Source organism: Actinopolyspora mortivallis DSM 44261, assembly GCF_000384035.1.
Lineage (GTDB): Bacteria > Actinomycetota > Actinomycetes > Mycobacteriales > Pseudonocardiaceae > Actinopolyspora > Actinopolyspora mortivallis.
Map to the genome: position 1 here is coordinate 3,117,488 of NZ_KB913024.1, position 12,153 is coordinate 3,129,640.

At 70.6% G+C, this 12,153-nt stretch carries 12 protein-coding genes; 2 read left to right on the forward strand and 10 right to left on the reverse strand.

Features of this window, described 5'->3' with window-relative positions; all coding sequences use genetic code 11:
• Positions 1-51: 51 nt before the first annotated feature.
• On the reverse strand, positions 52-735 hold the full coding sequence (locus ACTMO_RS0114685) for a Maf family protein (RefSeq protein WP_019855446.1): 684 nt from the start codon (positions 733-735) through the stop codon (positions 52-54).
• Positions 736-817: 82 nt separating this feature from the next.
• Here ACTMO_RS0114685 and ACTMO_RS0114690 point away from each other — a divergent pair, with 82 nt between their 5' ends.
• Positions 818-2,122, forward strand: a complete 1,305-nt coding sequence (locus ACTMO_RS0114690) for an aminodeoxychorismate synthase component I (protein ID WP_019855447.1) — start codon at positions 818-820, stop codon at positions 2,120-2,122.
• 73 nt (positions 2,123-2,195) lie between these two features.
• On the opposite strand, the gene ACTMO_RS0114695 is transcribed toward ACTMO_RS0114690, so the two are convergent.
• From ACTMO_RS0114695 to ACTMO_RS0114715, 5 genes are all read right to left on the reverse strand, one after another.
• Positions 2,196-3,083: an MIP/aquaporin family protein gene (locus tag ACTMO_RS0114695; protein WP_019855448.1), complete on the reverse strand. Its 888-nt coding sequence runs from the start codon at positions 3,081-3,083 to the stop codon at positions 2,196-2,198.
• Positions 3,084-3,259: 176 nt separating this feature from the next.
• On the reverse strand, positions 3,260-3,805 hold the full coding sequence (locus ACTMO_RS0114700) for a GNAT family N-acetyltransferase (RefSeq protein ID WP_019855449.1): 546 nt from the start codon (positions 3,803-3,805) through the stop codon (positions 3,260-3,262).
• Positions 3,806-3,910: 105 nt separating this feature from the next.
• Positions 3,911-4,825 (reverse strand): neutral zinc metallopeptidase, encoded by a 915-nt coding sequence (locus tag ACTMO_RS0114705; RefSeq protein WP_019855450.1) that lies wholly within the window; start codon positions 4,823-4,825, stop codon positions 3,911-3,913.
• A 129-nt stretch (positions 4,826-4,954) separates the two neighbouring features.
• A complete protein-coding gene (locus ACTMO_RS0114710; RefSeq protein WP_019855451.1) occupies positions 4,955-5,359 on the reverse strand; it encodes a thiol-disulfide oxidoreductase DCC family protein in 405 nt (134 codons plus the stop codon).
• A 36-nt stretch (positions 5,360-5,395) separates the two neighbouring features.
• Positions 5,396-6,799, reverse strand: coding sequence for an NAD(P)H-quinone dehydrogenase (locus ACTMO_RS0114715; RefSeq protein ID WP_026449256.1), 1,404 nt, complete (start codon positions 6,797-6,799; stop codon positions 5,396-5,398).
• Positions 6,800-7,282: 483 nt separating this feature from the next.
• Between ACTMO_RS0114715 and ACTMO_RS0114720 the strand changes: the two genes are divergently transcribed.
• A complete protein-coding gene (locus tag ACTMO_RS0114720; protein ID WP_026449257.1) occupies positions 7,283-7,735 on the forward strand; it encodes a gamma-glutamylcyclotransferase family protein in 453 nt (150 codons plus the stop codon).
• Between the two features lie 25 nt (positions 7,736-7,760).
• On the opposite strand, the gene ACTMO_RS21175 is transcribed toward ACTMO_RS0114720, so the two are convergent.
• The 4 genes from ACTMO_RS21175 to ACTMO_RS0114740 form a co-directional block, all read right to left on the reverse strand.
• On the reverse strand, positions 7,761-8,360 hold the full coding sequence (locus ACTMO_RS21175; protein WP_211212968.1) for a hypothetical protein: 600 nt from the start codon (positions 8,358-8,360) through the stop codon (positions 7,761-7,763).
• 120 nt (positions 8,361-8,480) lie between these two features.
• Positions 8,481-9,848 (reverse strand): amidohydrolase, encoded by a 1,368-nt coding sequence (locus tag ACTMO_RS0114730; protein WP_019855455.1) that lies wholly within the window; start codon positions 9,846-9,848, stop codon positions 8,481-8,483.
• Positions 9,845-11,137: a M20 family metallopeptidase gene (locus tag ACTMO_RS0114735; RefSeq protein WP_019855456.1), complete on the reverse strand. Its 1,293-nt coding sequence runs from the start codon at positions 11,135-11,137 to the stop codon at positions 9,845-9,847. Before ACTMO_RS0114735 ends, ACTMO_RS0114730 begins: the two co-directional genes overlap by 4 nt.
• Before the next feature lie 409 nt (positions 11,138-11,546).
• Complete coding sequence (locus ACTMO_RS0114740) at positions 11,547-11,972, reverse strand: hypothetical protein (RefSeq protein WP_019855457.1); 426 nt, start codon at positions 11,970-11,972, stop codon at positions 11,547-11,549.
• Positions 11,973-12,153: the final 181 nt, after the last annotated feature.

A 12,153-nucleotide genomic window follows, 5' to 3' on the forward strand; every position in this document is an offset into this window, starting at 1 on the left:
AACAACCCCACGGTCGGCTTTGTTCCCACCTGCCCGCCGGGGTGGTCACGATCACACGACGGAGCCGGAGTCCGTTCGGCAGGGAGTCTGCTCGGCGCTGTCCGCGCGGTTCCACAACGAGACCACCTCGACGCCCACCCGGGCCAGCAGGGCACGGGTGAGCGGAAGGCTGATACCGATCACGCTGGAGGGATCCCCGTCCACCCCGTTGACGAACCAACCGCCGAGTCCGTCCAGGGTGAACCCCCCGGCCACCCGAAGCGGCTCCCCGGTGGCGATGTAGTGGTCCAGCTCGTGCGCGGAAGGCTCCCCGAAACGCACCCCGGTGGAGAGGTGGTCGCTGACGCGGTCGACGACGGTGCCCCCGCTCAGCCGCAGGACCGCGTGGCCGGTGAGCAGTTCACCGGAACCGCCGGCCATCCGCTCCCAGCGCCGCGCCGCCAGCTCGGCGGTCGCCGGTTTGCCGACCAGCTCGTCCCCCTCTTCTCCGGGGACCCACAGCATCGAGTCACAACCGACGATCACCGCCTCGTCGAAGTCGGCGGCCACCCCCTCGACGACGGCCTCGGCCTTCGCCGTGGCCAGAGCCGTCACCAGCTCGGCCGGGGTGGGATCGGACAACGACTCCCACACGGCTCGCTCGTCCACGCCGGAGACCCGGACGACCGGTTCGATCCCGGCGGCGCGCAACACGGACAGCCGGGCGGGGGAGGCGGAAGCGAGTACGAAACGCACGCCCCCGACTGTAGCGGTGAGCGGGATTACTCGATTCGGGTGACTGGATGGGTGAGCGGATCCGCCGCTGCATACTGGCGGTGTGCGACTGTTCACCCGGTCTCTCGAAGGAGACGCCACCGCCGCCGAGGTACTGCGTACGCTGCGCGAACGAGCGAGCCGTCGCGGGCTCGCCTGTCCGGCGGCCCTGACCGGAGAGTGGTTCGGCGGTGAGGCGGTGCTGGTCCCCTCGGTCCACGTCGAGGCCCACCAGGCGGACACGGCCCTGCGGCGCGTCGACGACCAGCCCACCGTTCTGCCCGACCCGGATGCTCCGCCGGAGGCGGTCGGCGGCGGCTGGATCGGCTACCTGGGGTACGGGCTGGCCGACCCGGCCGCCCGGGAACGACTGCCACGACAGCGGCTTCCGCCGGCGGCCTGGGGATGGGCCGACCACGTGCTCCGCCGGGACACCACCGGCCGGTGGTGGTTCGAGGCGCTCGCGCACCGGGAGCCGAGGGAGTTGGTCGCCGAGCTCGGCGAACTGGTCAAACACGCGGGCGCCACCCCCGCCGGGCACATTCCCGCCTGCGAAGAGGTCCACCGCCCGGACCCGGCCCTGCACCGCAAGGCGGTACGCCGCTGCGTGGAGGAGATCGCCGCGGGCGAGATCTTCCAGGCGAACGTGTGCAGCAGGTTCACCCTGCCTTTCACCGGGGATCCGCTGGAGCTGTTCACCGCGGGCAGTGCCCGGTTCCATCCCGCCAGGGCCGCCTACGTCGCGGGCGACTGGGGCGCGGTGGCCTCGCTGTCCCCGGAACTGTTCCTCGCCCGTCACGACCGGGTGGTGCGCAGCAGCCCCATCAAGGGAACCACGCCCCGGCGCGGGCCCGAGGACGAGCACAACGCCGACGTGCTGCGGGGCTCGACCAAGGACATCGCCGAGAACGTGATGATCGTGGACATGGCCCGCAACGACCTCGGCAGAGTGGCCACCACCGGCACCGTCACCACCCCCGAGCTGCTCCGTGTGCAGCCGCACCCGGGGGTCTGGCACCTCGTCTCCGAGGTGCGGGCCGAGCTGCCCCGGGGCCTGCCCGACGGGGAACTGCTGCGGGCGGCGTTCCCTCCCGCCTCGGTCACGGGGGCGCCGAAGGAACGGGCACTGGAGATCATCGCCGAGTTGGAGGACCAGCCCCGCGAGGTCTACTGCGGTTCGGTCGGCATGTCCTCACCGGTCGCCGGTACCGAACTCAACGTGGCCATCCGCACCCTGGAGTACGCCGCCGGCGAGGTGGCCTTCGGGGTGGGAGGCGGGATCACGGCCGACTCCGACCCCGAGGCCGAGTGGCGGGAGTGCCTGACCAAGGCGGCACCGCTGCTGTCCCTGCTGGGGCGGGACGGCTGATCCCGTCACCCGGCCCTACCGCACCACGGTACGAACGGGGCCCCGCACCTTCCCGACCTCGCCGGAGCGAGGTCTACTCGGGAACCCGCCCCACCTCCGGTTCCGCCCGGTCCGCCAGCACGTGCCCCACGAACAGGTCGTAGACCACGGCACCGAGCACCCCTCCGACCAGCGGCCCGACTATCGGGATCCAGAAGTACCAGGAGAACCACTCGTAGCTGCCGGGAAAAGCCAGCTCCTGCCACCCGGCCAGATAGGTCCACAACCGGGGGCCGAAGTCCCGGGCGGGGTTGATCGCGTACCCCGCTCCCGGACCGAAGGTCAGCCCGACCACGGTGACGACCATCCCGATCAGGAACGGCCCGAGGTTGGAGGCGGGGGCCATGTTGCGTCGGTCGATCAGCGCGCAGATCAGCCCGACCAGCACCGCCGTCCCCACGATCTGGTCCAGCAACGGTCCCCACCATCCCCCGCCGAAGTACTCGGCGGGAAACGTCGCGAAGACCGAGAAGGTGTCCAGTGACTCCGCGCGCGGCGTCCCCGAGGAGACCTCGAAAGCCCGCAGCGCCGGTGCGTAGACGGCGTGGACCACGGCAGCCGCCAGGAAGGCCCCCACCACCTGGGCGAACCAGTAGGGCACCACCTTGTACAGAGGGAAACCCCTGCGCACGGCGAACGCCAGTGTCACCGCCGGGTTGATGTGGGCCCCGCTGACCCCGCCGGCCACGTAGACCCCGAAGACGACCCCGAAACCCCATCCCCAGATGATGATCAGCCAGTTGGCGGGACCGAACTCGGTCACCTGCCGACCGGACTCGGGCAGGGCGGCCACGGCGACGGCCACCGAACCACATCCCAGCAGGATCAGTACGAAGGTTCCGAGGATCTCGGCGAGCATCTCACCGCCGAGTCCCCGCCGATAACGCCAACGGGTGTGCGCGGAATCCGTCCCCCCGGTCATCCGCCCCCTCCTCGACCGCAGCGGGCACTACTCACACGGAAAAACCCGGAGACGGACGGCCCCCGTTCCGCCTCCCCGGACGCGAGCGGCTCTGACGGAATCAGCGTAGTCGAGCGACGACGGCAACGCCGGACGGCGAGGACCGGGGCACCGAGGAGGTCCCGCCGGGGCGAACCTCAGCGGGAGTGCCCCAACGGCCGCTCCCTGCGCCAGACCATCTCGATTCCGCATCCCCCGGGCGCCACCTGCTGGGCGGGAGGCAGAGTTCCCACCTGCCGGTAACCGAGGCGCTCGGGAACACCACGGCTGCGCACGTTGGCCAGATCGTGCGTGATCTCCACACGCAGCGCCCCACGACGGAGGGCCTCGTCGGTCAGTACCGCCACCGCCGTGGTCATCACTCCCCGGCCGGTGCGGGCGGGGTGCAGCCAGTACCCGACCTCCACTCCGGCGCACGCCCGGGGCATCAGGCTCACGCTCCCGGCGAGTCCGTGCTCGTGGAGCACCGCGAAGTCGAACTGTTTCCCGGACCGCCACCCGGAGACGCTGTCACGCAGGAACCCCAGGGCGCTGTCCCGGTCGTAGTGGCGGGCCCAGGGCATCCACGGAGCGAGGTGGCCGAGGGACTGGCGCACCGTCCGGACCAGTTCGTCGACGTCCTCGGGCCTCCAGCGACGCAACCCCACCCCGGAGGAGGAGAAACACTCGGCCGGTGTGTCCATCCCACGATGATGCGACAACACGACTGTCGCGGTCACTCCTTTTTCCCGCCGTACCACCAACGACAACGTGCCCCGCCGAAGGCGCTCGCGTGCGCGCCCACGTCCTCACCGGACGGCGGCCTCCGGGGCCGACCACGTGTCACAGGCTCCGGTGTTCGCCTGCCGGTAACCGGCCTCCCTCCAGCGCCGCTGGTTGTCCGGCGAGCCGTGGGTGTTCGTCATCTTCGTACTGCCCGGAGCGGTCACGAGGCGTTCGACGACCGCGGCATCACCCGCCGGGGTCTCGGCGAGGCGTGCCATGAACATCCCGGCGAAGCACTCGGCCTGCAGCTCCAGCCTCCGGATGAGTCGGAGGGTCTTCGGGTCGTCGCCGGCGGCCCCACCCCGGCGCACGGCCGAGGCCCGCATGATCTCGGAGAGGTGCTGGACGTGGTGTCCGTACTCGTGGGCCAACAGCATCAGGTGGGACTCCTCCCTGGTGCCGATGTCGGCCAGTACCCACTGCCTGGGCAGGTGGATCGTTCCGGAGCAGTAGAAGGCCGTGGGACGGCTGCGCTCCTCCGACCTCTCCCGACAGTCGGGGGCCCGCGCGTCCAGACTCACCCGAGGAGTGCGCCGCTGCACTCCCGCACCGGTGAGCACCTCGCTCCAGGCCCGGTCCAGGCACTCCACCGCCCGGCGGTAGTAGTCCAGCATCCGCTCCCGCGTCTCGGTGAGTTCCGGAAGCTCGCACTCCACCTCGGCCAGCCGGAGGGAGCGGTCGGTCACCGGGTTGTGCTCCAGCTTGCCCGCGGGTTCGATCCGCTGCGGGGCTCCCTCCCGCTCCCGCGGGGTAGCCGTGCTCGACCGTTCCGGCGGCTCGTCCGGGAACAGCCCCTCCGGTTTGGCCAGGGCGGTGACCAGTACGACACCGAAAACCAGTCCGAGAACCCCGAGAATCGCCCACGGTGAGTTCCGCTGTTCGCCGGGATCGTCCTCCGAAAAGGACGGCGTTTTCCTCCGGCGTCTGCTCCGAAACACTTCCCGAATCTCCTGCCCCGACCGTTCCGTGCGAGCCGTCAGTGGGCTCCCCGAGCATTGTCCACGCTCGCTCGCACGGCGCTCGCCGACCCACAGCGGGTCCTCGGCACCGTCCGGGTGGACTCGGCCCTACCGGTGGTTTCCGCCCTGCCCGGGTCTGCGTTCCGGGGGCAGCCGACAGGCCGGGGTCTCCCCCGGCAGTCGGTGCCTGTTGTCGGCCACCACCCGGTACACCCACTCGACCACCGTGGCCACGCCCGGCAGGGCCAGCAGCCCTCCCAACAGTCGCAGTGGACCCCGGCAGTGCCGCAACAGCGCGGCCACCGCCGCCGCCCCGCCGTGGACCCGCCCCGAGAACGGTTCCACGAGCACCACCTCGTGCCGAACACGTCGTTCGGTGACCCCGAGTCGGGCCAGGTCGGCCTCCTGCCAGGGGACCGCGTTCACCCGAACGGGAAGGCGATCCACCACACGGACGCTGCGGGTGCAGAATCCGCAGTCACCGTCGTAGACGAGTACCGGCCTGTCACGCACGGATGGTCCCCTCCGGCTCTCGGGTGGGCGGTGGAGTCAGTCGAGATCGTCGTGTCTCATCAGCTGGCGCCCCGCCTCGGTCAACGACCCGGACAGCGCGGGATACACCGAGAAGGTGTTCGCCAGGTCCTCCACCGTCACCTGGTTCTGCACCGACAGCGCCAACGGGAGGATCAGCTCGCTGGCGTTGGGGGCCACCACCACACCACCGACCACCACACCGGTGGCGGGACGGCAGAAAACCTTGAGGAAACCACGGCGCACGCCTTCCATCTTCGCCCTCGGGTTCCCCGACAGGGGCAGCACCACGCTGCGGGCGGGCACCTCCCCGGACTCGATGGCCTGCTGGCTGATTCCCACGGTGGCGATCTCCGGGTGGGTGAACACGTTGGCCGCCACCGTCTTCAGCTTGATCGGGGACACTCCCTCCCCCAGGGCGTGCCACATGGCGATCCGACCCTGCATCGCCGCCACCGAGGCCAGCAGCAGCACTCCGGTGCAGTCCCCGGCGGCGTAGATCCCGGTCGCGCTGGTCCGCGAGACCCGGTCCACCGGGATGTAGCCGGAGCGGTCGACCTCGATACCGACCCGTTCCAGGCCGATGTCCGAGGTGTTGGGCACGGAACCGACGGTCATCAGGGCGTGGCTGGCTTCCAGCTGCCTCCCGTCGGCCAGGTGGATGAGCACCCCGGAGTCGGTGCGGTCGATCCGCTCCGCCCTGGCGTGCTTGACCACGCTGGCTCCCCGCTCGGAGAAGACCTCCTCCAGCACGGCGGCCGCGTCGGCGTCCTCGTGCGGCAGCACGCGGTCCCTGCTGGAGACCAGGGTGACCTTCACCCCCATCTCCGCGTAGGCGGAGGCGAACTCGACGCCGGTGACTCCGGAGCCGACCACGGCGAGGTGTTCGGGAAGCTCGGGCAGGTCGTAGAGCTGACGCCAGGTCAGGATCCGCTCCCCGTCGGGCTGGGCGCCGGGCAGGATACGCGGGGTGGCGCCCGTGGATATCAGCACGATGTCGGCGACCAGTTCCTCGTACCCGCCGTCGCCGAGGTCCACGCGGATGCGGTGGCGGGCCAGCCCCGGGGACTCGTCGACGAAGCGGGCGCGTCCCCCCAGAATGCGTACTCCCTCGCGGTGCACCCGGGAACGTATGTCGGCGGACTGGGCCAGGGCCAGCCCCTTCACCCGGCCGTGGACCACGGAGGTGTCCACATCGGTGGCTCCCTCCTTGACACGGATCCCGAGTTCCTGGACGTCGCGGATGGAGGAGCGCGCGCCGCCGGAAGCGATGAAGGTCTTCGACGGGACGCAGTCGTAGAGCACGCAGGAACCGCCCAGTCCTTCCGCCTCGACCAGCGTGACGTCCGCTCCGTTCTGCGCGGCCACGAGGGCTGCCTCGTATCCCGCGGGCCCGCCTCCCATGATTACGATGCGGGTCACTTCGCTCTCCTCCTAGGATCCGTCCGGGAGTTGGTCAGATGGTGGCCGAGCGGCCGCCGGCGGCGGCACGGCACACGATTCACGAAACCGGTTCCGCGTTGTGCGCGCCCGATTCGTTTCTCGGCGGTACCGCGTGAGCCGGGTCCTCCGCGACTCCCTCACGGGCGGAGCGGGGTGCATCCCACCACAAAAAGGTATAGACCACTCGCACACCCCTTCGTCTCCGGGCTCACGCCCACCGGGTCAACGGTACGCCGCCGTGTCCGACGAACACGCCACCGGTGCCGACCACGCCTCGCGCCGGAACGACGACTCACTGTCCGAGGGGTGCCGAGGGCGGAACGAACACGACCCACCCCCAGTCGTGTGCCCGGCGGTTTCGCCGCCGGACGGAACTCCGGCCGGGCACGGCACGAAACGTGACGCAATCCCAACACCACACGGTGAGGGACAACGGCCACCAGCATGGTTACCCTGTGAGCCGTGCCGCTATACGCAGCCTACGGATCCAACATGGATCCGGCTCGGATGGTCGAACGCGCCCCCCATTCCCCCGTGGCGGGGACAGGGTGGCTGATGGACTGGCGCCTCACCTTCGGAGGTGAGGACCTGGGCTGGGAAGGTGCGCTGGCCACCATCGTCGAAGAGCCCGGCTCACACGTGTTCACCGTGCTCTACGACGTCAGCCCCGAGGACGAGCAACGACTCGACAGTTGGGAGGGGGCGGAACTCGGTCTCCACAAGAAGCTGCGGGTACGCATCCACACCCTCGACGGCCCCACGCTCGCCTGGCTCTACGTCCTGGACGCCTACGAGGGGGGTCTGCCCTCGGCACGCTATCTCGGCCTGATCGCCGACGCCGCCGAGGCGGCGGGAGCCCCGGCGGACTACGTGGAGAAGCTGCGTGCCAAGCCCTGCACCAACGTGGGGCCCTGACCGAACCGCCACGGCGGGAACGTCCTCAGCGGGAGGAGCCGGGGTGCTCCGCCGACCGGGCGGGGCGGCGGAGCCCCCCGGGAACGGTCCGCAACAGGGCACGCGCCCGCCGTGTCCCCCGACGGTCCCGCCGCACGCGGAGTCGCTGCTCCACCAGGGCCCACAGCCCCTCCGTGCCCGACGGCAGGGACGCGACCTGACGCAGACAGCTCACCGCACGCTGCTCCTCGACCGTGCACAGCACCTCGGTCAGCGCCAGGTCGAGCACCTGTGTGGGCAACCCGTCGAGCTCCACCACCTCGCCCTCCCGAACGCCGTTCTGACGCACCACCAGCCCGGGGGCACGACGCACCTGCCGGTGGTACGGGACCGTCACGTACGTGACGCGGGAGAGCGCGGCCCGGCACCCGTGCACCGCCAGGGCGGTCAGGCCGGACAACACGGCCTCGGGACCGGCCCGCAGCAGAGCGGCCCGCGCCCTCGTGGTCGGATCGTCCACCTCCTCGGCCGGGACGACCACTCCCGGCCAGAGGTTCACCAGCGTTCCCGTGGACAGCGCACGGCGTAGTTCCTCCCGTCCTCCCAGGCGGCGGCACGCCTCGGCGTGGGTCGAGGCGCCACCCATCCGCCGGCGGAGCGTGGACTCGGCTCGGTTCCGTTCCGTTCGTCCCATACCCGTAGGGAGGGCGAGGCCCCCGCCACGGATACATCCCGAACGGGTGAGTTCTTCTCCGGGGTGCTCGCGCTACCGGCCGAGGGCGGCCAGGGCGGTGTGCACCATGGTGCGTACCCCCACGGGCAGCGCGCGCTCGTCCAGCTCGAAGTCGGGCTGGTGCAGATCCGTACTGCGGGTGTGTTCCCCGGCCACCCCCAGGCGTGCGAAGGATCCGGAGACGTGCTCCAGGTACCATCCGAAGTCCTCACCACCCGAGGACTGGGGAGTCCCACTCTGCGCCTGCTCACCGAGCGCCTCCCCCACGGCGGCCCGCATCAGCCGGGTGCTCTCGGTGTCGTTGACCACCGGCGGAACCCCGCGCCGGTGCTGTAGGTCGAACTCCACCCCCAACGGGGACAACAACCCCTGGACCAGCTCACGCACCAGTGGCCCCAGCTCGGCCCACGTGTCCCGGTCCCCGGTGCGCAGCGTGCCACGCAGCGTCCCCTCCCTGGGAATGGCGTTGGCGGCCTGGCCCGCGTGCACCGCTCCCCAGGCGAGCACCGTGCCGGTACGCGGATCCACTCGGCGGGAGAGCAGGGTCGGCAGACCGGTGATCAGCGTTCCCAACGCGTGCACCAGATCCCCGGTCAGGTGCGGCCGGGAGGTGTGTCCACCCGGAGAGTCCAGCCGGATTTCGAGCAGGTCACTGGCCGAGGTCAACGCACCGATCCGCGTGCCCACCGTGCCGACCGGCAGCCGCGGGTCGCAGTGCAGCCCGAAGACGCGTTCCACACCGTCGAGCCCGCCTGCGGCCAGCACGTCCAACGCTCCACCGGGCATGACCTCCTCGGCCGGTTGGAAGATCAGCCGTACCCGGCCCGGAAGCCGGGGGGCCGTGGTCAGGGCCGAGGCCACGCCCAGCAGGATCGCGGTGTGCGCGTCGTGACCGCAGCAGTGGGCCACCCCAGCCTCGTTCGAGGCGAAGGGCACCCCGCTCGTCTCCGTCAACGGAAGCGCGTCGATGTCGGCTCGCAACGCCACCGTACGGTCGCTGTCCGCCCCGTTGTCCAGGTCACAGACCAGGCCGGTGCCGACCGGCAGCACGCGAGGGCGCAGCCCCAGTGCGGTGAGCCGCTCGGCGAGCCACGCGGTCGTGCGGTGCTCGGAACGGGACAGTTCCGGCTCGGAGTGCAGCTTCCTGCGCCACTCCACGACACGTTCGGCATTGGCCGCGAGCCACTCGTCCAACCATCCGGGCCCACGGCCGGCACCGAGGTCCGTCACGCCGGAGCGCACGCCCCCCATGCTCTCCTCTCGACCGGGTTCCGGCGCGGTGGACACGGACTCCCGCCGCACCGATCCGGTGTCGTCGAGCGCACCGGCGACCGAATCGGCCGTGTCGAGCACGGAACGGCTACCGTGGGTGTCCGGTCCACGAGAATCCAACGCGGTCACGAGACGCCTCCAGCATCGGAGAGCCGGTCCGGCGACCGCCGGACCGGGGAAGTGGTTCGATCCGCGGCGGCCGACAGCAGACGCTCGCGCTGCTCGGGATGGGCGACCGTCCGCGCCGCCGTGCACGCCAACGCCGCCGCGCCGTCGAGCACGGCCCGATCCGCCGAGTCCGACACGCAGGCCGCCGCGAATTCAGCCTGGTGATTGACCGCTTCCCCGCACTCCAGCGCGATCATCGGGTGTACCGAGGGGACCCGGGCACTCACGTTGCCCATGTCGGTGCTGCCGATGACGCCCTCCCGTTCCCCCTCCCGCTCGGCCACGTCCCGTCCCAGTTCCCGGGCCACGGCACGGTAGGTCTCGGTGAGCCACTCGTCGGTGTCGAGCTGGGTGTAGACCGGGGAGAGCCGCACGACCTCCACGGAACAGCCGGTGGCGGTGGCTCCCGCCTCGAAGCAGGCCCGAATCCGGTGTTCCAGGCGATCGAGGGACTCCCGGTCGGCCGCCCGGAGGTTGTACTCCAGACAACTCCGCTCGGGAACGATGTTCGGTGCCGCTCCCCCGTCGGTCACGATCCCGTGCACCATCTGCTCGCTCTCCAGATGCTGGCGCCGCAGCCCCACGGCCACCTGCGCGACCGTCGCCGCGTCCGCCGCGTTCACCCCGAGTTCCGGAGCCGCCGCCGCGTGCGCGGAACGTCCGGTGTAGTACACGCGCAGGTCGGTGATCGCCAACGAACGGGGGGAGCACACCTCGACCGGTCCCGGATGCACCATCAGCGCCACGGCCAGCGGGTCGAACAAGCCCCGCTCCAGCATGTGGATCTTGCCGCCGCCGGTCTCCTCGGCGGGGGTGCCGAGCACCCGGACGGTGATCCCCAGTTCCTCGGCGTACTCGGCCAGCGCCAGCGCCGCTCCCACCGAGGCCGCGGCGATGATGTTGTGTCCACAGGCGTGCCCGACCTCGGGGAGGGCGTCGTACTCGGCGCACAGCCCGACGACGAACTCACCGGATCCGTACTCGGCGGTGAAGGCGGTTTCCAGCTCGGCCACCGGGGCGGTCGTGCGGAAGCCGTACTCGGCCAGTGCCGTGACGAGCAGCTCCGCGCCACGGTGCTCGACGAAGCTCGTTTCCGGATGCGCGTGCAGCTCGTGCGAGATGCCGAGCAGCCGGTCACGATGACGCGACACCGCCCGACGCCAGTGTTCGGCGGAGGTCGGCGGTTCGGGGCGCCCGTCGTGGGACCGCCCACCGTGGAATTCGGGAGAGTGCGGGGAATCGGTTCTCATTTGTCGCCCATAGTGCACCACCAGGGCGGGCGTGGCCGGTTCGGGAAAACACCGGATAGCTCACCGGTACGATCCGAGCGCCGAACGGGAGGAGGAATTCGCGGCGACCGAACTCCGGTGGGCGCCGAGCGGCACCCACCGGCTCCGCGCGGGATCGGGTGGATCGGCACCGGTCGGGGGGCTTCCCGGTGCCGACCCACATCTCCGGGCCTGGGCCCGAAGTCGAATGGTGACCGACGGAACTCAGGCGTCCGTGGGTCACCACACGTTCCGTCGACTGTGAAGCTCCCACACGTTTTTCTTCAGGTCTAGTCCACGTGACGGAAAATTCACACAAAACAGACCGCGAGTTCTGTTACCCACGCCACCGCCGGTGGTATCCACCACGGCGAACCAGGCGACGAGGCACTCAGCTGCGTTTGCGCCACCGCGTCACCATGGACTCCTTGCCCCGCTGTCTGCGCACGAACAACACCAGCACCACCAGTCCCACGCCGACCGCGCCGATGACGTAGCGCCGGTCCCCCTCGGAGGAGTTCTCCGGGGCCTCCTCCGCGTACGGGACGGTCTCCGGAGACTCGCGACCGTCCGTGCTCTCGGAGACACCGATCACACGCTTCTGTTCGGCGCTCGCGGCGGAGCGCTCCACGGGCACGGTCGGGACCCGCGGCGGCTCCGCGGGATGAGGCTCGGCCGCTGCCGCGGCCGGGAACAACGCGCACCAGGTGAGCACCAGTCCGGACAGGAGCGGGCGGAGCAGGGGGCCGACGGGAGAACTCGCCCGCGGCCGGGCACGGCGCCGGACCGTCTCGTCCGGTGTCGGGGTATCTCGCATGGCTGACACCACGCCTCCACAAGAAGTCACGCCTAGGAGTGACCGTCGACGCACAATAAGCACCAAGAGTAACGGATCAATCGCGAAAAGACCCGAAACGGAGACCGAACACCATGACAGCCCCTCCTTTCGGAGGAAACACAAAAAGGTGGGGTCCGGTGCTGCACCGGACCCCACCGTG

Excerpts from the sequence above, each read along its gene's own strand:
- ACTMO_RS0114740 (WP_019855457.1), bottom strand. The coding sequence starts at position 11,972 with ATGCGAGATACCCCGACACCGGACGAGACGGTCCGGCGCCGTGCCCGG.
- ACTMO_RS0114735 (WP_019855456.1), bottom strand. The coding sequence starts at position 11,137 with ATGAGAACCGATTCCCCGCACTCTCCCGAATTCCACGGTGGGCGGTCC.
- ACTMO_RS0114695 (WP_019855448.1), bottom strand. The coding sequence starts at position 3,083 with ATGACCGGGGGGACGGATTCCGCGCACACCCGTTGGCGTTATCGGCGG.
- ACTMO_RS0114700 (WP_019855449.1), bottom strand. The coding sequence starts at position 3,805 with ATGGACACACCGGCCGAGTGTTTCTCCTCCTCCGGGGTGGGGTTGCGT.
- ACTMO_RS21175 (WP_211212968.1), bottom strand. The coding sequence starts at position 8,360 with ATGGGTGGCGCCTCGACCCACGCCGAGGCGTGCCGCCGCCTGGGAGGA.